Source organism: Acinetobacter celticus (assembly GCF_001707755.1).
GTDB classification, from domain to species: Bacteria; Pseudomonadota; Gammaproteobacteria; order Pseudomonadales; family Moraxellaceae; genus Acinetobacter; species Acinetobacter celticus.
Window position 1 is genome coordinate 1 of record NZ_MBDL01000014.1, and the last position, 19,982, is coordinate 19,982.

Consider the following 19,982-nt stretch of genomic DNA (forward strand, 5'->3'; position numbering starts at 1 on the left):
GGCGTGACCCGGGCAGTCTACGTGAGCGTAGTGACGAATAACTGAATCGTATTCTACGTGTGATGTATTAATTGTAATACCACGTGCTTTTTCTTCAGGTGCAGAGTCAATTGCAGCGTAGTCTTTCGCTTCGCCACCAAATTGTTTAGCACATACAGTTGCAATTGCAGCTGTTAAAGTTGTTTTACCATGGTCGACGTGACCAATTGTGCCCACGTTAACGTGTGGCTTATTACGTTCAAACTTAGCCTTAGCCATGAGATCTTCCTTTTAAACTACTCATGGGGGATAAACCCATGAGCTTGATTTTTTAACTATGAATTAGTTGGCTTAATAGTAATCGAAAGATTACTCGTCGTCACCTTTTTTACCGCCAGTCTGGAACTTAGAAATGATGCCTTCAGCCACGTTACGTGGAGTTTCAGCATATTTCGCAAATTCCATAGAATATGTCGCACGACCTTGAGACATAGAACGCATTGAAGTTGCGTAACCGAACATTTCAGCCAATGGAACTTCAGCTTTAATTGCTTTAGTACCACCAGGTAAATCGTCCATGCCTTGAACCATACCACGACGACGGTTTAAGTCACCCATGATATCGCCCATGTAGTCTTCTGGAGTTTCTACTTCAACTTTCATGATTGGTTCAAGCAAAATTGGATCTGCTTTCATGAAACCATCACGGAAAGCGTAAGAGCCTGCCATTTTGAACGATAATTCGTCAGAGTCGACATCATGGTAAGAACCATCAAATAGTGTCGCTTTGATACCCACAACAGGGTAACCAGCCAATACACCATTTTTCATACGTTCTTGAATACCTTTGTCAACCGCGCCAAAGAATTCTTTAGGTACAGTACCACCGACAACTTCTTCAGCAAATAGGTATTCTTTACCAGCTTCAGCAACATCCATAGGCTCTAAACGAACATATACATGACCGAATTTACCTTTACCACCGGTTTGACGTACGAATTTACCTTCTTGCTCAACAGTCTTTTTGATTGTTTCGCGGTAAGCAACCATTGGTTTACCAATGTTCGCTTCAACACCGAATTCACGTTTCATACGATCAACAAGGATGTCAAGGTGAAGCTCACCCATACCTGCAATGATTGTTTGACCAGATTCTTCGTCTGTGCGAACACGGAACGATGGATCTTCTTTTGCCAAACGACCTAAAGCGATAGACATTTTTTCTTGGTCAGCTTTTGTCTTAGGCTCTACAGCTAAAGAAATTACTGGCTCTGGGAACTCCATACGCTCTAGAGTGATGATGTTTTTCTCATCACATAATGTATCACCAGTAGTAACGTCTTTAAGACCTACACATGCAGCGATGTCACCAGCGCGGATTTCTTCAACATCTTGACGTTCATTCGCATGCATTTGCACGATACGGCCGATACGTTCACGCTTAGCTTTAACTGGGTTGTATACTGGGTCGCCTTGTTTAAGCACACCAGAATAAACACGTACGAAAGTTAAGTTACCTACGAATTTATCGTTCATGATTTTGAACGCTAACGCAGAGAACGGTTGGTCATCAGATGCTTCACGCGTTGCTCTAGTTTCAGCTTTGTCATCAAGGATACCCTCGATCGCTTTAACTTCAGTTGGTGATGGTAAGAATTCAATCACAGCATCCAACATACGTTGAACACCTTTGTTTTTGAACGCTGTACCACAAAGCATTGGCTGAATTTCGCCAGCAAGCGTACGTGCACGAATACCAGCAACGATGTCTTCTCTAGAAAGCTCACCTTCTTCTAAGTATTTGTCCATCAATTCTTCTGATGCTTCAGCCGCAGCTTCAACCATGTTAGTACGCCATTCTTCAGCAGTAGCAACTAGGTCAGCAGGGATTTCGCCATATTCGAATTGCATACCTTGAGATGCTTCATCCCAAATGATTGATTTCATTTCGAGTAGGTCAACAACACCTTTGAAGTTGTCTTCAGCACCAACTGGAATCACTACTGGTACTGGATTAGCACCAAGACGTGTTTTCATTTGATCAACAATACGGAAGAAGTTTGCACCTGTACGGTCCATCTTATTCACGAATGCTAAACGAGGTACTTGGTATTTGTTCGCTTGGCGCCATACAGTTTCAGACTGAGGTTGAACACCACCTACAGCACAGTAAACCATGCATGCACCGTCTAGAACACGCATAGAACGCTCAACTTCAATTGTGAAGTCAACGTGTCCCGGTGTATCAATTACGTTGATACGGTGTTCAGGAAACTGCTTAGACATACCTGACCAGAATGTAGTAGTCGCAGCTGAAGTGATTGTAATACCACGTTCTTGCTCTTGTTCCATCCAGTCCATTGTTGCTGCACCATCATGTACTTCACCAATTTTGTGAGATACACCTGTGTAGAACAAAATACGTTCAGTCGTTGTGGTTTTACCAGCATCAATGTGCGCAGAGATACCAATGTTACGGTAACGAGAAATTGGGGTTTGACGAGCCATGATTTCTTGCATTCCTAAATTTTGTTGTTTAAAACAGGACGCTTTAAGTTGCTAGCAACTTAAAGCGCTTTGATGACAATTTGGTGAAACCCAAATCATCACTGTCCTGATAAGGGCCTGTTTTATTTGCTTAGAAACGGTAGTGAGAGAATGCTTTGTTGGCTTCAGCCATACGGTGCACATCTTCACGTTTTTTAACCGCTGCGCCTTTACCTTCAGATGCATCAAGCAACTCACCAGCAAGACGTAAAGCCATAGTTTTTTCAGAACGCTTTGCAGCAGCATCTACTAACCAACGCATAGCTAAGGCAGTACGACGGGATGGGCGTACTTCCATAGGTACTTGGTATGTAGCACCACCAACACGGCGTGCTTTTACTTCGACCATAGGACGAACTTTTTCAAGCGTAGCTTCAAAAAATTCTACTGGATCTACTTTTGATTTTTCTTGAACGCGATCTAAAGCACCGTAAACGATACTTTCAGCAATAGATTTTTTACCATCTTGCATTACGTGGTTCATGAATTTAGCGATTGTTAGGCTGCTGAACTTAGGATCCGGAAGGATTTCACGGGCAGCAACTACGCGACGTCTTGGCATTTTAATACACCTAATAAAATTGACACTTCAGGTTTATCCAGCATGAGTACAAAGTGTCATGTACCTTTCGCTGGCCTTACTACACGTCGCTTGAATTTCACAAAATTAAATGCAGAAATCAGACAAGCGAGACGATAAAGGATTGCGGTTCTACGTTCTTAAAATAATCTCGAAAGATTATTTTTTCGGACGTTTAGTACCGTATTTAGAACGTGACTGGTTACGATCTTTCACGCCAGCACAGTCTAAAGAACCACGAACGGTATGGTAACGTACACCTGGTAAGTCTTTAACACGACCACCACGGATAAGAACAACACTGTGCTCTTGTAGGTTATGGCCTTCACCACCGATGTAGCTAGAAACTTCAAAACCAGAAGTTAAGCGAACACGGCAAACTTTACGCATTGCTGAGTTAGGTTTTTTAGGTGTAGTTGTGTAAACACGTGTACAAACACCACGACGTTGCGGACAAGCCTTCAACGCAGGAACTTTTGATTTTTCAACCAAAGTCGTACGACCCTTACGGATCAACTGATTTGTTGTTGCCATTTGGCAAATCTCCCGTTAATAAAAAGCCTCAAAAACATACTGCTTTTTGAGGGCATGCAATTGTAATTCAGGATAGCCAAATGGTCAAGATTCAGCATACAATCAAATCTTAACCAAATCATATTTCTAGTGTTTTTTTTAGTGAATAAAGCTCTTATTTCGGTACTTTAGTCACTGATTTTCTTGTAACACTTTTTTTGATGGGATTTTGTACATCTTCAATAACACTTGGTTCTTCAACCTCTGCCACATGATCTGTATCAAATTCTGCTTCCCAAACTTCCTCTTCTGTTTCAGCTAAAGCCGGTTGTTGAGGTGGAACAGCCTCACTGGGCGCAAGTTCTTTTTTTGCTAAAGCATTCAGTTCATTTGAAACCTGTGCGCCCTTTTCTTCTTTGGTCGCAGGTCGTGCCTTGGTTTTTTTAACCACTTTGACTTGGCTTATATTTTTATTATCGGAGAGTGTAATTTGCCGATCTAACAAGGGTTCTTTCAAACTATGTTCAATTGATTTAATAGATTCCAATAATTTTGGTGTAGCTTGTGCTAACAACTCTAAAGATTTTTCATAAGCACCCAATGGAGAAAGTTGAGTATCTGTGTGTTGAATGAGATATTGACGTGCATTTGAAAAAACTTGCTGTGCTTTCTGATTTACCTCATCAACCAAACGTCGGCTATATACTGCACTAATTCCCGCACTCGCAAGAGGGGTCAATTTGGTCAGTTTATCTAACATGGAAGCGTTTGGCAGATGATTCAACCAAGTCCACTTATACTGACCGTTTTGATCTACAAAATATTTTTTTAGTATTTCAATATCATTACTCGAACCCAACATCTGTTGTAACTGTACGACATCATGACTTTGAATGGTAGAAACCAATGCTTTTATTGCCATCAAAAGTGCTTGTTTTTCAGCAATCAGTCCCAAATCTATTTGCTTAAAAATATGTTGCACAATTTCTTGGTCACTTTCTTTACTCAAATCAAATCCGTAAGAGCGTCCAACTTGATAAATCACTCGCAACGACATGACCAATGATGCAGGAATATCAATGCTTGAACCAATGATCCCCGTTGCTCCTGTCAGCGCGCCTTGTAATGATGCAATCCATTTATTTTGTTCGGCCAAAGCTTGGCTAAGCCGTTTAGAACGATCAACATCTTGGGTTAATTGTTCTAAATCACGTATACCAGCCTGATCCAGCACATCATCTACTGAACTTAAGTTATTACTGAATTGATTTAACTGGTCGAAAAGATAATCTGAAATTTTGTCTGAAAATTGAGGCGATACAAAATTAGCCACATTATTCACCTTATTATAATGTCGACCTAACAGCTGACGCGAAACATTTGGCAGGTGTTCACGTAGTACTTGTTGTGGGTTGTCATAGTTTTTTGCTGAAAAGTTGCCTTTATGATGTGCAGTACCGTCAATGGTCTGAGCATAATTTGCCGATGCAGAAAACGGCGTGACAGAATCAGGGGCAACATGGTTCAACAAAGACACTCCTGTTGTGCTGAGCTTTTTAGCCACTCCAAAAGCATTCGATAGGAATCCTGTAGTACGTTTATTATTAGAATCTGCCATTCTTTCCTCTGCCTATTCAATTCTTGAAATTATTGATAAATACTAGGTGCTGTCGCAGTTTATCTCAATATCATTGTGTATCTTTTAGTTAATTAATGCACAATCATGACCGAAAGATAAAAGCCTTGAAATAGGCATAGGATTTGCCATAAGAATTCAAAAACCTTTCTGCTATCATAATTGCAATAGTAAACATGAAATGTAGCGACCAGCGACTGACTTCAGCGCTGAAGCTAGGCATCTCAGCCTCAATATATAAGGGATCTGTAAATGAAACGTGTTGTAATCACTGGTATGGGCATTAACTCATGCATTGGTAATACATTGGAAGATGTTACACACTCTTTGCAAAACGGGATTTCAGGAACACGTTTAAACCCAATTTATGCGGAAATGAATTTTAAGAGTCATGTCAGTGCAGCTGCTGAACAAGATTTCGATGGTATTGACCGTCGCTTAAAACGCTTTATGGGTGTTTGTGCCATGTATGCTTACAACGCAGCTTTAGCTGCTGTCGAGCATGCAGGCTTCACAGCAGAACAAATGGGTGGCAACCCACGTTATGGTATTGCGGGCGGTTCAGGTGGTGGCTCAACAGCATCAGTCATTGAAATGAAAGAACTGCTAGACACCAAAGGTGCACGTAAAGTTGGCCCATTCTTTGTGCCACGCAACATGACCAACACCATTACAGCAAACGTAGGTGTTGCATTTAAAATGCAAGGTATGGCTCACACCATTACTAGCGCATGTGCAACATCAGCCGATGCAATTGGTTATGCTTACAACCTGATTCAAATGGGCAAACAAGATTTAATGCTCGCAGGTGGCGGTGAAGAAGATCACTGGTCACAAAGTTTATTGTTTGATGCAATGGGCGCGCTTTGTTCTAAATACAATGACACACCAGAAACGGCATCACGCCCATACTCTGCTGACCGTGATGGTTTTGTGATTGCAGGCGGTGGCGGTTTCGTGGTGCTTGAATCTTTAGAACATGCCCAAGCACGTGGCGCAAAAATTTTAGCTGAAATCGTGGGTTATGCAGCCAACTCTGATGGTGCAGACATGGTTGCACCAAGCGGTGAAGGCGCAACACGCTGTATTCTTATGGCCTTAGAAGAAGCCAAACAACACGGCGTAGACAGCATTGACTATGTCAATACCCATGGTACGTCTACTCCTGCAGGTGACGTAACTGAACTAAAAGCTATGGAACGTGCATTTGGCGAAGGTCAAGTCCCACCGATTAGCTCGACCAAGTCAATGACAGGTCATAGCTTAGGTGCAGCTGGTGTTCATGAAGCTATCTATTCTGTATTGATGATGCAAAATGACTTTATTGCACCGAATATTAATGTGACTGAATTGGACGAAGGCGCTAAACCTTTTGATATCGTGCTTGAAAAACGCGACGCAAAATTGAATACTGTCATGAGTAACAGTTTTGGTTTTGGCGGTGTAAACGCTTGTCTCATTTTCAAAAAGTGGGAAGGCTAAGTTAAACCGCCCTTAGGGTGACTTAATGGATGCTCCTTCTGATGCTTTCCTCTGGGTAAAAGCATTACATATTATTGCCGTGGTGTGTTGGTTTGCAGCACTGTTTTACCTACCACGGCTGTATGTTTATCATGCAATGAGTGATGACACTGTTAGTCATCAACGTTTTGAAATCATGGAACGTAAGCTCTACCGTGGCATTATGTGGCCTGCCATGATTGCGACGTTAATTACAGCGCATTTTTTGGTAGATTGGGGCGATGCAACGCGTCACTACCATGATGCCTTGTGGTTTTATCTCAAAGTTGGCTTAGTCGGTTTATTGGTGATTTACCATTTTGTTTGCGGTTACTACCGCAAGAAACTCATCGGTCATGCACATTACAAATCACACAAGTTTTGGCGTTACTTTAATGAAATGCCAACTCTGATTTTATTTACAGTGGTGATTTTAGTGGTGGTCAAACCGACATTTTAAGACGATATTCAATAACTCGCTTTAAAAAATAATGTTGTAATCAAAGCCCTGATTGATTCGGGGCTTTTTTATCTGTTGTAGCTGATAAAATTTAAGATTTAATCCATCTTTTTCTAATTTTCACATTCAATGTTGTGGAATAATATTTTTCAATTAGCCAACTTAAAATAAACACTGCAATCAAATAAATGGGCAATAACATCAATTTTTCTACAGATACTGTTTCTTTAGGCAAATACACCACTTTCATTAAGCCCAAAATAATCAAATGAAATAAATACATTTCATAACTGCGTTGCCCAATCCAAACTAAGCTCTTTGCTGTGTATGAAACAGGTTCAGCTTTCGGCTCTTGTGCAAAACAAAATACAAGTAATGCAGTAAGTAGGGCAAATACACTGATACCCCATGTACTCACCTCTTTAATGGGTGCATACAAATACAAAACCATCATGAGAAATACCGTCATGGTAATAATCATTTTTTGATTATGAATTGCACCTTTAAAATGTTGCGCATAAATTGCGGTGAGGCAACCCATGGCAATACCATCAAAACTAGAAAAATAATGATAAAGATAAGCACCACTTTCTTCGCCAAAATGCAACCAACGGAAATATGGTGCATAGCAAATTACCGCCAGTAAAAACAAAATCAAACCTTTGCCACGCCCTAAGCCCCAACACAATAAAGGAAAAGCCAAATAGAATACTTCTTCCACCGATAGCGACCACAACACCCCTAGCGCATAATTAACCCAACCATATTCAATTATCAGCTGATTCATCCAAAAACCAAAAGCTGAAAATACAGTTAGACCATACGATACTTCCACCCCATTGGGTGCTTGATTCATAAACGGTTTTAAATCCAAAGCACCAAGGCATGTAACCATGACAACCAGTAGCACCAAACAAGGAAAAATGCGTGCAATACGGCGAATATAAAAGTCTTTAAGTTTAATTTGTGCCAATGTGCCACTGCGTTGCAAAGTATGCTGTGTAATTAAAAAACCAGAAATAACAAAAAACATGGTCACACCATAATTACCATTGCGTGCAATTAAAGTACTGAAACTTTCTCCAAAAACCTGAACTCCTAAAAAAGTATCGTGTAATTTATAAGGAATATTAAAATGATGTAGCAACACCAAAAGAATAGAAATACCTCGCAACAGATCAATTTTATAATTTCGCATAAGACAGTTATTTTATTCTTGGCTTTAAAAGAAGCCTATTAGATGCGAATTGCGTATATTTTTCACTTTTTAATTATTACAAATTATTCATGTGCCTTATTTGATTGAATAAATACGACAGAACTGCAAATCCTCAGCTATAAAAAAGCCCGTGATCAAACGGGCTATTCATCTATTTTTATCAATTACACTTGTTCAAGTGGCCGTTTTTTGATGCGTGGTAAATATAAAACGCGATACGTAACCGCCAAGATAACCAACCACAATGGGCTAATCATCAGCGCTTTTAAAGTGTCTGGCTCTAAACTTAAAATAATTAAAGTAAAAAATAAAAAGGCCAAAACAATATAGCTCATCCAAATACCACCCGGCATTTTAAAATGAGAACGCTCATGTAATTGCGGACTGATTTTACGGTAGCGTAAATAACACACCATAATCATGCCCCAAATACTAATAAATAGAATCACACACAATGAACTGGCCAAGGTGAACGCTTCAATAGTATTGGGAACAAAATACTGCAAGCCCGCACCCGCCATAATAAAGAAGCAGGAAAAAATTAAACCTTGCGCAGGAACAGCTCGCTTGGATAAACGCGCCAAAGCTTGAGGTGCTTGTCCACCACGGGCCAAACCAAACAACATCCGACTGGTTGAAAATACACCACTATTCATAGAAGACATGACAGAAGATAGCACCACCAAATTCATAATAATGGCAGAGGTTGGAATACCTGCATGCAAAAATAACGACACAAATGGGCTTTGATCTGACGGAATTTTATCCCATGGGGTCACGGACATCACTACAAACAACGACAACACATAAAATAGGATAATACGTGTTGGAATTGCATTCACCGCTTTTGGTAAGTTCTTTTCAGGATCTTTGGTTTCAGCAGCCATAGTTCCCAACAATTCCACCCCAACAAAGGCAAATAATGCAATTTGGAAACCTGCTAAAAAGCCACCTGCTCCTTTAGGGAACATGCCACCATGCGACCAAACATTAGTAAAACTAGAGGCTGTACCATCAGGTGAATGGAAGTGGTTAAACACCATAAAACCACCAATAAAAATCAAGCCTAAAATGGCTAAAATTTTAATTAGTGCAAACCAAAACTCTACTTCACCAAACAATTTAACCGTCAGCAAATTCAAACCCAAAACCAACAACACGCAGCCGACACTAATCAACGCCTGTCCCATCGGGGTAAACGCCATATCAGGCGGTAACCAAAACCCGAGATAATTAATAATTGCGGCTAAATCGGCAATACCCACCAAAACCCAACCCAGCCAATACGACCAACCAATATAATAGCCAGCCCCCGGCCCAATCAAATCATGTGCCATATCAATAAATGATTTGTAGTGCAAATTGGACAGCAAAATTTCGCCCAAAGCACGCATCAGAAAGAAAAACATCAGTCCGATAATCATATAAATAAATAAAATGGATGGGCCAGCCAAAGAAATGGTTTTACCTGAGCCCATAAATAAGCCCGTGCCAATTGCACCACCAATGGCAATTAGCTGTAAGTGACGGTTAGACAGCTTGCGCTGCAACTCATCTGGAGGCGACGATTGCACGTCTTCTTGATGCATTTGGGTCATTTCTAACATCCTTATTGAACAGCTTTAACAGCGCAGTGGGGCAATATTTTACCTTATCTGCGCGATCCAATGTCCTATTGGATTCAAACTGCTGTTAAAGCTGTGGAAAATTCAATACAAAAAACAGCACAATTTAAGGCTGTGCTGCAATTACTGCTATTTCAATCAACCAATCTGGGTTGACGAGTTCAGCTTGTATGGTCGCACGTGCTGGCTTTGGACTGTCTTTCAACCATTCGGCCCAAAGTGCGTTGACGGTTTTAAAATCTGATAAATTCTTAATAAATAATTGTGCAGAGAGCATCTTGGATTTATCACTGCCCGCCTGTGCTAACAATTGATCAATGGTATTCAGCACATCCAAAGTTTGCGCCTCAATACCACTTTCAGGGTTTTTAGGAACTTGGCCTGAAAGATAAACCACCTGATTAAAAACAGTCACTGCGCTCATAAAATCATTGCTGTTGATTCGCTGAATAGGGTCTGACATGATTTTATTTCCTTAAAAATTAAGACAACTAAAGTAATTTTACTGAATAACAAATGGGACACGTTGTGTAACGCCACACATCAACTCATAGCCCACTGTGCCCGAAGCCTGTGCGACATCATCAATTGAAAGCACCGCACCACAAGATGAATTGCCCCACAACACCACTTCTGCACCAACATCTGCTTGAGGCATGTCGGTCAAATCTACTGTGAGCATATCCATACTGACGCGACCAACCAACTGTGTACGCTGACCATTTACCAATACAGGTGTTCCCGTCGCAGAGAGTCGTTGATAGCCGTCTGCATAGCCACAAGCAACCACGCCTATCCGCATCGGTCGATCTGCAACAAAACGAGAGCCGTAACCCACACTGTGGCCTTCCGATAAATTTTGCACCGCAATAATTTCACTGCGCAAACTCATACTTGGAAGCAAGTTCCAATCTTGAATGCGATGGCTAGGATAATCAGGTGAACTGCCGTAGAGCATGATGCCACTGCGCACAATATCTGAATGTAAATCAACAGAATGTCGCAAGATGGCCGCACTATTACTTACTGTGACAGGTGCAGGAAATTGCTGAATAATCTGTTGGAAAAGTTCATATTGATACTGAATACCTAATTCACCAAAACGCATCCCATCGGCATCGGAAAAATGCATCATATGGGTCATGGTGTGAACACAGGACAAACGACTAAGTTGTTGCCACGCATTTTGATAATCTTCAGGCGAAAAACCTAAACGATTCATGCCTGAATTCATTTTGACAAAAATATTGAATTGAGCATCCGAATGACTGTGCTGAAATTGCTGCAACCATTCAATTTGATGCGCACTATGCAGAGTAAAACTGAGATTTAGTCGATGACAATCCGCTAGATCTTGTAGGCTGAAAATACCTTCTAACAATAAAATATCACCCTGCCAGCCCAAGGCACGTAAACGCTCAGCCTCTGCAATATCAAGCAAGGCAAAACCGTCAGCCTGCTTGAATGCATCATAGACTCGCTCTATACCATGACCATATGCATTGGCTTTGACCACTGCATAGACTTGTGAAGCGATTGCGTTATTTTTTGCAACTTGTAGATTATGCGCTAAGGCATCGAGGTGAATAAATGCTTGAATTGGCCGTGGCATAATGTTCTTCCTTGAACGTATTACATTATTTTTTAAGCCGCATGTACATGCGTATAGCGTTGCAGAGATAAGCCATCGGTACTAATTTCAGGCGTATGCCCAAGCACTAAATCGCTAATCAATTTTCCTGAACCGCAAGCCATCGTCCAACCCAACGTACCGTGTCCTGTATTTAGAAAGAGGTTCTTATATTGGGTCGCACCAATAATTGGCGTACTGTCTGGTGTCATTGGACGCAAACCTGTCCAGAACGACGCTTGTTCTAAATCGCCACCTGGGAACAAATCGCGTGTGACCATTTCCAACGTTCCACGACGGTCTTCATTCAAACCCAAATTAAAGCCACTGAGTTCCGCCATACCACCAACACGAATGCGCTGATCAAAACGGGTAATCGCAATTTTATAGGTTTCATCCAATACCGTCGATTGTGGTGCATGACTCGGGTCAACAATTGGCACTGTCAACGAATAACCTTTCACAGGATAAACAGGTAAATCTAAATTTAATGGTTTTAAGAAATCACGTGAGTAACTACCAAAGGCTAAAACGTAACGGTCAGCTGTCAACACTTTCCCATTGACCAAGACACCTTTAATTTCACCACCTTCAACAATCAATTTTTCAACATTTTGATTGAACTGAAAATCCACACCCATCACTTTGGCCTCTGTTGCCAAAGCATTGGTAAATAAGTAGCAATCGCCTGTTTCATCATTCGGCAAATGAAGACCACCGACCAATTTATCTTTAACTTCGGCTAATGCAGGCTCTACACGACCCAAACTTTCACGATCTAACAGCTCAAATTCAACGCCCGTTTCTTTCAATACTTCAATGTCACGTTGCACCGCGTCAAGTTGCGACTCTTTACGGAAAATTTGCAACGTACCTTTAGAACGGTTTTCATAGCGAATACCCGTTTCATCACGCAGTGTGCGCAAACAATCGCGACTATATTCAGCCACACGCACCATACGCTCTTTATTTACCGCATATTGATCTGCACCGCAGTTTTTCAGCATTTGCATCATCCATTGCAATTGCCACATACTACCGTCCAGTTGCACCGCTAAAGGTGCATGATGCTGAAACATCCATTTGACTGCTTTAAAAGGAATACCAGGGGCTGCCCAAGGAGTCGAATAACCTGGTGAGATTTGTCCTGCATTGCCAAAACTGGTTTCTTCTGCCGGCCCAGCTTGACGATCAAGTACAGTAACTTCTGCACCTTGTTTTGCCAAATAATAAGCGCTGGTTACGCCAATGACACCACTGCCTAGAACAATTACACGCATAGTCTTGACCTCAACCCTATCCCTAGTTTATTTAACTAGTATATTGTTGGATCAATAGTTGAATTTTCTATTTTTAGACGTTATTTTCAGTGAATTCACATGTTTTGTCGTGAAATTATGCAAAAGACAGGGAAATATAAATGCGTAAACTAGACCGTATAGACCGCATGATTTTAGACATTCTGCAAAAGAATGGACGTATCGCCATTAGTGAATTGGCAACCAAAGTGAATCTCTCGACCACCCCGTGTTCAGAACGGGTCAAACGTCTAGAGCGCGATGGCATTATTATGGGCTACTACGCTCGACTGAATCCTGAATTGGTAGATAAACGCTTACTGGTTTTTCTTGAAATTAAGCTTTCCGCCAAATCAGGCGATGTATTTGAACAAGTCGCCCGCGACCTATCAGAAATTCCCGAAGTTTTAGAATGTCACCTGATTTCTGGCGATTTCGACTATTTAATAAAAGCACGCTTAAAAGAGATGAGTGCTTACCGAAAACTATTGGGCAATATTCTAAAAAAACTGCCAGCTTCTGCTTCCTCTCACAGCTACGTAGTCATGGAAGAAGTCAAAGAAGGCCTATATTTAGATATAGATGCTTAAATAAAAGCACTTTAGCCATAAAAAAGTCGCTGTAATAACAGCGACTTTTATGCCCTAATTTAACCTGAGGCAGTTACGCAGGAATCCGTAGCACCTGCCCTGGAAAAATATCATCGGCATTTTTTAATAATGGGCGGTTGGCTTCAAAAATTTTATTGTACTGATTGGCATCGCCATAAAATTCTTTAGAAATTTTAGACAAATTATCACCCGATTTTACTGTATAAAATTTACTTTCTGCTTCTGGTGTCACCACCGTGAGCTGATCATCGACTTGTGCTACATGGTCAATATTACCCACGGCCAGTACAATTTTTTCGCGATCTGCCTGCGTTTGTACTTGCCCTTTGACCGTTGCTAAATCGGAAGTTGAATTATAGCTCACAGATAAACCTGTTATTGGTAGACCTAGGCCCTTAATATGCCCCAAAAGTTTATTGGCAATTTCCTGTGCCGATGGTTCTGCGGGAGCGGCTGGTGCAGCTTGTGGCTCTGCTGGTGCTGTATTTTTTTTACCAATGCCTTTTACAAAATCAAAAAGCCCCATGTTGTGTACTCCTTATTGTTTTGTCTTATCGTTTAAATTTAATCATTCAAAATATTTGTCGCCTTATTTTTATAGCGAAAAAATCAGCAACATTAGGTTGCCATTAGTGTTAAAAACGTAAATTCATGTAAAGACAGCAGTCAAATGTCGCCCATAAAAAAAGCCACCAAAATTGGTGACCTTTTTTATTTCAGCAAAGCTGAAAATCGATTATTAACCTAGCTTCTTAGAAACATAGTCAATAGCAGATTGTACAGTTGTGATTTCGTTAGAATCTTCATCTGGAATAGTGATGTCGAAGTCATTTTCGAAAGACATAACAAGCTCAACTAGGTCTAGAGAGTCAGCACCCAAGTCATCCATAAAAGATGCTTCGTTTTTAATCTCTTCAACTTTAAGACCAAGTTGCTCAGAAACTGCTTGTTTAACGCGTAGCTCGATATCGCTCACAGGAATTCTCCTCATTGCTTGTGGCGTTTTTAATGCCGTTAGTTTAATTGAATATAAAAAATTTGGAAAGTTTATACATCGCATTAAGCCATGTATAAGCCACCATTCACATGTAAAACTGTACCAGTGATGTAACTTGCTCGCTCTGAAGCTAAGAAACTTACAGCATTGGCAATATCTTGTGGATCACCAAGGCGGTTTAATGCCACTTGATCACTCATTTTTTTACGAATTTCTTCGCTCAATTGTTCTGTCATTTCAGTTGCAATAAAACCTGGCGCCACAGCATTGACTGTAATTTGGCGACTGCCCATTTCTTTTGCAAGACTGCGACCGAATGCCTCAATACCTGCTTTAGCCGCAGAATAATTGGCTTGGCCTGGGTTTGCAAAGTGTGCAACCACAGAACTAATATTAATAATTCGACCAAAACGTGCTTTAGTCATACCTTTCAGCACACGTTTAGACAAACGGTATACCGCTTTTAAATGAATATTGAGAATGTCATCCCAATCATCTTCCGACATACGAAGTAACAAATTATCTTTGGTGATACCTGCATTATTGACCAAAATCAGCACTGAGCCATAATTTTGTTCAATGTCTGAGACTAATGCATCAATTGCTGCACCATCACGGACATCAAGTAATTTCCCTGCACCATTTTCACCAAATGTAACAGATAATTTTTCTGCGCCTGATTCAGAAGTTGCTGTGCCAACAACAAAATAACCATCTTGAATTAATTGCTGAGCGATGGCAGCACCAATCCCTCGGCTTGCACCTGTTACTAGTGCAACTTTACGTTCTTGTGTCATGCAATTTTTCCTTCAGCCACTAAAATGGCGTTTAACGCATCTTCCAAACGAGTTTTGCTGTCCAGCGGAAATGCTTTTTCGATATTTGGCAAACGCTTTGCCATATTCGCAAGTACATTACCTGGACCACATTCAGCAACAAACTGAACACCTTGATCCTGTATCAACTGCATGGTTTTAGTCCATTGCACTGATTCATACAACTGTGCCGTCAATGCTTGACGCAATTGCGCCACATCTGTCGCGACTTCAGCATTGACATTTTGTATTACAGGAATATGCGGTAGCTCAATGGCCGTTTGTTCCAAAGCCTCTGCAAACAGTTGCGCAGCTGGTTTCATTAAAGAGCAATGTGACGGCACAGAAACAGGCAACGCAATCGCTTTACCGCCATTTTCTTTTGCTAATTCCATCACAGCTTCAACCTGTGTTTTATCCCCTGCAATCACAACTTGGCCTTTGGCATTGTAGTTTGCAGCTTCAACAGAACCCCGTCCTTGTAGGTTGACTTGTTCGCAAAGTTCAAGAACTTTAGCATCGTCTAGACCTAAAATTGCTGACATTGCGCCTTGACCTTGAGGAACCGCGTCTTGCATTAATTTGCCACGTAAGTTCACCAACTTAACCGCATCGCCTAAGCTTAGTGCACCAGCAGCCACTAAAGCACTGTACTCACCCAAAGAGTGACCAGCCAAGTACTTTGGTACGACACCGCCTAGTTCCAACCATACACGCCACAAAGCAATGCTTGCTGTTAATAAAACGGGTTGGGTAAATTCAGTTTGATTTAACCCTTCACCACTTTGTGCAATGTGCCATAAATTAAAACCAACGGCTTCCGATGCTTCAGTAAACGTTGCTTGAACACTACTAAACTGTTCTGCAAGTTCAGCGAGCATACCAACTTTCTGCGAACCTTGCCCAGGAAACAAAAATGCAGTTTTTGTTGCCAAAGTTGCTTGCTCGAATTGTTTAGCAGACATAAAAAATCCTTTAATTAAGACCCACCAAAACATGACAACCGTTCAATATTTCAGCAATATCTTATATTAGCCCTTATCTGGAGCGGAAATTTAACATTTAATTTTGCTTTTAGTAATTGCCAAATACAACAAAAAACGCAGACAAAAAAAGGGAGCTTGCGCTCCCATTTTTTCTACTAAGCTTGACGCTTAATACATCATCAATTATTCAGCAGTTACTTTAGCGAATAATTGACGACCACGGTAGACACCATCTTTAGTAACATGGTGGCGACGGTGAGTTTCACCAGTAGTTTGATCTACTGATAATGCATTCTCGGTTAAAGCGTCATGTGAACGGCGCATGTCACGGCGAGAGCGACTTTTACGGTTTTGCTGAACGGCCATGATGGCTCCTTACAAATCGAAAAAATGGATCAGAACAAATTCAGTTGTCTTATACTTTACAGTATAACACAAAAATTAGTTAAGTTTACCCTTCAAACCTGCCAAAACATCAAACGGGTTATCCCGCTTTTCTTCAGCAAGCTCTTCTACGGCAGGCTGATGCTTATGTTCACAAAACTCATGCTTTGGGGACAACGGCATCAACAATAACAACTCATCTTCTATGAGTGCGAGTAAATCAGCAGTCGCAGGTGCATCATAGCTTCCCTTAACCGTTGCTTCACTTTCACCTAGAACAATGAAATCAGCATCCTCATCCAAGCGCTCTATCAGTGACTCATCATCCACAAGAGCTAGATGGAAATCTAAAACAAGTTCAAGACCCACAGAGTTCAGACAACGCTGACATTCTACAGATACTTTTGTTTCAACGTGACCATCTAGCCATACAATGCGATGATAGGCATCCATTGATAGCTTACAGTCTATGTTAATCAATTGATCATCAATTGATCCAACAGCTTCACGGGAAATTCGAACAAAGCGTGATAATGGCAGTTGACCTGACCATTTGAAGCCCTGTTCGGCCCATTTAAACGGCTCTATCTGTGCCGGAAAGGTATTTGCTGACATAATTAAGGCGGCAATTCTACAAATTCATAAGTACTCTGTCAAAGATTAAGATACAATTTTGTACTTATTTAGACAGACCAATTGGGTAATTTCAGTCATGCATCTGTTGCAGCCGCAAACAGAAGTGAATATTTCATCACTTGTTAGCACGCTTTCAAGCTCTAATTCTGACACCTCACAGCCACAAGTGCAACCATTGCCATGGGCGAATTTACAAACAGAATCAGAACAAGTCGATTGGCTTATCTTACACTTTAATCATTGGTTTTCCCATCTGAATGTCAATTTAGTCAAAGGTGATTTTGAACCTGAATACTTCCCTGCTGACGAAACCAGTCCCGCCCGCATTCAATTTGCTCATGGTTTTTTTAATAGCGCACTACATGAAATTAGCCACTGGACGATTGCAGGTGAACAACGCCGCTTGCTTCCAGATTTAGGTTATTGGTACGCACCCGATGGTCGTACAGCAGAACAACAAGCGCTATTTGAACGCGTTGAAATTAAACCTCAAGCCATTGAGTGGTTGTTTTCTAAAGCTTTTGACCTTAATTTTCGCGTATCACTAGATAATTTAACGGGCGATGCGGGTAGCGGTGCTTCTTTTAAAGACAATGTCTACGCACAGTTACAGCGTTATTTTAGTGGCGAAGCAACACTTCCCCGTGACGCAAAACATTTTATTGATTGCATTTGTTTCTGTACCCGAAGTGGCAAAAGTTTACAATCGAATGAGTTTCAACGTGAAATGCTTGATTAAATGACACAATTCCTTCTCTAATAGATTGCATGCCTATAGCGCGCAGATTCATAATAGTTTAAACCGATAAAAAAATAGCCTATAAAGCCAAAATCTGGAGGAAAAGATATGCTGCATTTACGCGTACATCCCGAAAATCCTCAGCCTCGCTTAATCAGCCAAGCCGTCGAACGTATCCGTGCAGGCGATGTGGTGGTCTATCCCACAGACGCCGCCTACGCCATTGGCTGCCAAATTGGCAATAAAAGTGCCATGGAGCGTATTGCACAAATTCGTCGCTTAGATGCAAAGCATCAATACGCTATTATTTGTGCAGATTTGTCTGATATTGCAACGTATGCCAAAGTAGACAATGCCATGTATCGTTTGCTTAAAAGCAATACACCCGCCATCACTACGTTTATTTTACCTGCAACCAGCGAAGTGCCCCGTCGTTTAATGCATCCAAAAAAGAAAACCATTGGCCTACGTATTCCCAGTAACTCGATTTGCCAAATGTTGTTAAGAGAACTGGGCGAACCGTTACTGACATCAACCTTAATTTTGCCCGATCAGAATGAACCCATTGATGACCCTTATGATATTGAGATGCAACTTGGTAAACAAATTGATGTCTTAATTGATGGTGGCTTAGGTACGCTCAATACCACCAGTATTGTAAATTTAGCAGGTGCATTTCCCGAAATCATCCGTCGCGGTGCTGGCGATGTCAGCGCGTTTGAATAAATACAAATCAAACTAAATGATAGGAGCAGTAAAAATGGATTTATTTCAAGTTTTACTGAACATCCATGATTTTAAAGATGATGAAACCATTTATGCCATTGAGCCTTGGACCTTAGAGTCCGAGGCTCAAGTTATCCTAGAACCCGCGGAAGGCGTCATAAACATCAACAGCGGTCATTTCATTTTTGAGTATTTTTTAGAAGTAAATTTAGCCAAAAATATTTTACAAAAGAACCAATCTTCAAACCTCTGTATGCGAGAACAGTGCTTACATGTGATTGAATATGCACTCAATAATGCTTAAATCAGCGCTCACTTTGAGTGATGTGTCGGCGTCTATTCAGCGCAATCTTGTTGAATAAAGTTTTGTAACCGATTTCTTTGCTGTCCATCATGCTCAAAATTATTGGGATGTAGCCACGCAATATAGGCTTGCTCTAATTCAGGCCATTCTTCATCAATAATAGAAAACCAAGCGGTGTTTCGATTACGCCCTTTAGCGATTCGGTCTTGGCGAAATGTGCCTTCATATTGAAAGCCAAAACGTAATGCTGCACGTTTTGATGGCACATTTAGATCATCGCACTTCCATTCCACGCGACGAAACCCTTGTTTAAAACATGCCTGTAACAGTAAAAAAATAGCTTCCGTTGATGCTGTCGACTGCCTTAAAACATGTGAAAATACACATTACCAATTTCAACAACACCCTGCGTGGCACGTAAATTTAACAATGCAACCCACCCTGCAATGCCTTGTTGCGTTTCAATAAAATAATGTAGCGTTTCTACGAAGCCAAAATTTTGCGTCAATTGCGTCTGTAAGTCTTGGGCACTGTCAAAACCCGAATAAGGAAGATACGTCCAACAACGCCCATCGGGTTCAGTCTGTATGTTATACCACAGCTGATCCTGCTTCATCTGAGATAAGGAGGTTAAAGAAAACGGTATAAGACTGAGCCTTTGTCCCTGCAAAGTTTGAGTTGCAATATGCGGAACTAAATGTTGTTCAACTGGCCACCCCACCATTTGTCCAAATTCATTTTGTTGTATTTTTGGATCATTTTTCATAGATAAAACCAGACTGTAGACTTTCAAACAC

Annotated in this window: 22 protein-coding genes and 1 pseudogene; 6 read left to right on the forward strand and 17 right to left on the reverse strand. The window is 41.0% G+C overall.

Translation table 11 applies throughout. The annotated features are described in order from the left end of the window. The 5 genes from BBP83_RS14010 to BBP83_RS14030 form a co-directional block, all read right to left on the reverse strand. Positions 1–258 (reverse strand): GTP-binding protein (locus BBP83_RS14010; protein ID WP_245669766.1); only part of this gene is annotated, 258 nt, incomplete at its 3' end. Between the two features lie 90 nt (positions 259–348). After that, positions 349–2,487 (reverse strand): elongation factor G, encoded by a 2,139-nt coding sequence (gene fusA / locus BBP83_RS14015; RefSeq protein ID WP_068889752.1) that lies wholly within the window; start codon positions 2,485–2,487, stop codon positions 349–351. Between the two features lie 130 nt (positions 2,488–2,617). Continuing rightward, positions 2,618–3,088 carry a 30S ribosomal protein S7 gene (rpsG, locus tag BBP83_RS14020; protein ID WP_068889615.1) on the reverse strand — a complete coding sequence of 157 codons (471 nt, stop codon included), beginning with the start codon at positions 3,086–3,088 and terminating at the stop codon, positions 2,618–2,620. A 177-nt stretch (positions 3,089–3,265) separates the two neighbouring features. After that, entirely contained in the window at positions 3,266–3,640 is a 375-nt protein-coding gene (rpsL, locus tag BBP83_RS14025) for a 30S ribosomal protein S12 (RefSeq protein WP_002050319.1), read from the reverse strand. Between the two features lie 154 nt (positions 3,641–3,794). Beyond that, the gene (locus BBP83_RS14030; RefSeq protein ID WP_068889617.1) at positions 3,795–5,237 is read right to left on the reverse strand and encodes an EcsC family protein; all 1,443 of its coding nucleotides are present in this window, start codon (positions 5,235–5,237) and stop codon (positions 3,795–3,797) included. A gap of 270 nt (positions 5,238–5,507) precedes the next feature. On the opposite strand from BBP83_RS14030, the gene BBP83_RS14035 reads away from it, so the two are divergent. Continuing rightward, complete coding sequence (locus tag BBP83_RS14035) at positions 5,508–6,737, forward strand: beta-ketoacyl synthase N-terminal-like domain-containing protein (protein ID WP_068889619.1); 1,230 nt, start codon at positions 5,508–5,510, stop codon at positions 6,735–6,737. Positions 6,738–6,762: 25 nt separating this feature from the next. After that, positions 6,763–7,215 carry a protoporphyrinogen oxidase HemJ gene (gene hemJ / locus BBP83_RS14040; protein WP_068889621.1) on the forward strand — a complete coding sequence of 151 codons (453 nt, stop codon included), beginning with the start codon at positions 6,763–6,765 and terminating at the stop codon, positions 7,213–7,215. Between the two features lie 91 nt (positions 7,216–7,306). Here hemJ and BBP83_RS14045 read toward each other — a convergent pair whose 3' ends face one another. The 5 genes from BBP83_RS14045 to BBP83_RS14065 all read right to left on the reverse strand — a co-directional run bounded on the left by BBP83_RS14045 (position 7,307) and on the right by BBP83_RS14065 (position 12,969). Next, on the reverse strand, positions 7,307–8,413 hold the full coding sequence (locus BBP83_RS14045) for an acyltransferase family protein (RefSeq protein ID WP_068889623.1): 1,107 nt from the start codon (positions 8,411–8,413) through the stop codon (positions 7,307–7,309). A 185-nt stretch (positions 8,414–8,598) separates the two neighbouring features. Further along, positions 8,599–10,023: an amino acid permease gene (locus tag BBP83_RS14050; protein ID WP_171258119.1), complete on the reverse strand. Its 1,425-nt coding sequence runs from the start codon at positions 10,021–10,023 to the stop codon at positions 8,599–8,601. Between the two features lie 142 nt (positions 10,024–10,165). Further along, positions 10,166–10,522, reverse strand: coding sequence for a RidA family protein (locus BBP83_RS14055; protein ID WP_078055457.1), 357 nt, complete (start codon positions 10,520–10,522; stop codon positions 10,166–10,168). A gap of 39 nt (positions 10,523–10,561) precedes the next feature. After that, the gene (alr, locus tag BBP83_RS14060) at positions 10,562–11,671 is read right to left on the reverse strand and encodes an alanine racemase (protein WP_068889629.1); all 1,110 of its coding nucleotides are present in this window, start codon (positions 11,669–11,671) and stop codon (positions 10,562–10,564) included. Between the two features lie 32 nt (positions 11,672–11,703). Continuing rightward, a complete protein-coding gene (locus BBP83_RS14065; protein ID WP_068889631.1) occupies positions 11,704–12,969 on the reverse strand; it encodes a D-amino acid dehydrogenase in 1,266 nt (421 codons plus the stop codon). A 140-nt stretch (positions 12,970–13,109) separates the two neighbouring features. Between BBP83_RS14065 and BBP83_RS14070 the strand changes: the two genes are divergently transcribed. After that, a complete protein-coding gene (locus BBP83_RS14070) occupies positions 13,110–13,577 on the forward strand; it encodes an Lrp/AsnC ligand binding domain-containing protein (protein WP_068889633.1) in 468 nt (155 codons plus the stop codon). Between the two features lie 73 nt (positions 13,578–13,650). On the opposite strand, the gene lysM is transcribed toward BBP83_RS14070, so the two are convergent. From lysM to BBP83_RS14100, 6 genes are all read right to left on the reverse strand, one after another. Next, positions 13,651–14,124, reverse strand: a complete 474-nt coding sequence (gene lysM, locus BBP83_RS14075) for a peptidoglycan-binding protein LysM (protein WP_068889635.1) — start codon at positions 14,122–14,124, stop codon at positions 13,651–13,653. Positions 14,125–14,337: 213 nt separating this feature from the next. Beyond that, complete coding sequence (gene acpP, locus BBP83_RS14080) at positions 14,338–14,574, reverse strand: acyl carrier protein (protein WP_068889754.1); 237 nt, start codon at positions 14,572–14,574, stop codon at positions 14,338–14,340. A gap of 83 nt (positions 14,575–14,657) precedes the next feature. Then, entirely contained in the window at positions 14,658–15,392 is a 735-nt protein-coding gene (gene fabG, locus BBP83_RS14085; RefSeq protein ID WP_068889637.1) for a 3-oxoacyl-ACP reductase FabG, read from the reverse strand. Further along, entirely contained in the window at positions 15,389–16,375 is a 987-nt protein-coding gene (fabD, locus tag BBP83_RS14090; RefSeq protein ID WP_068889639.1) for an ACP S-malonyltransferase, read from the reverse strand. The genes fabG and fabD overlap by 4 nt, the downstream gene beginning before the upstream one ends. A gap of 204 nt (positions 16,376–16,579) precedes the next feature. Further along, positions 16,580–16,762 carry a 50S ribosomal protein L32 gene (rpmF, locus tag BBP83_RS14095; RefSeq protein WP_068889640.1) on the reverse strand — a complete coding sequence of 61 codons (183 nt, stop codon included), beginning with the start codon at positions 16,760–16,762 and terminating at the stop codon, positions 16,580–16,582. 75 nt (positions 16,763–16,837) lie between these two features. Further along, positions 16,838–17,395: a YceD family protein gene (locus BBP83_RS14100; RefSeq protein WP_068889642.1), complete on the reverse strand. Its 558-nt coding sequence runs from the start codon at positions 17,393–17,395 to the stop codon at positions 16,838–16,840. 97 nt (positions 17,396–17,492) lie between these two features. Between BBP83_RS14100 and BBP83_RS14105 the strand changes: the two genes are divergently transcribed. From BBP83_RS14105 to BBP83_RS14115, 3 genes are all read left to right on the forward strand, one after another. Continuing rightward, complete coding sequence (locus BBP83_RS14105) at positions 17,493–18,155, forward strand: elongation factor P hydroxylase (RefSeq protein WP_068889644.1); 663 nt, start codon at positions 17,493–17,495, stop codon at positions 18,153–18,155. Between the two features lie 108 nt (positions 18,156–18,263). Further along, positions 18,264–18,881 (forward strand): L-threonylcarbamoyladenylate synthase, encoded by a 618-nt coding sequence (locus BBP83_RS14110; protein ID WP_068889646.1) that lies wholly within the window; start codon positions 18,264–18,266, stop codon positions 18,879–18,881. A gap of 34 nt (positions 18,882–18,915) precedes the next feature. Beyond that, complete coding sequence (locus BBP83_RS14115) at positions 18,916–19,185, forward strand: hypothetical protein (protein ID WP_068889652.1); 270 nt, start codon at positions 18,916–18,918, stop codon at positions 19,183–19,185. Positions 19,186–19,217: 32 nt separating this feature from the next. Here BBP83_RS14115 and BBP83_RS14120 read toward each other — a convergent pair. Then, positions 19,218–19,951: pseudogene (locus BBP83_RS14120) on the reverse strand (GNAT family N-acetyltransferase). Positions 19,952–19,982 lie beyond the last annotated feature (31 nt).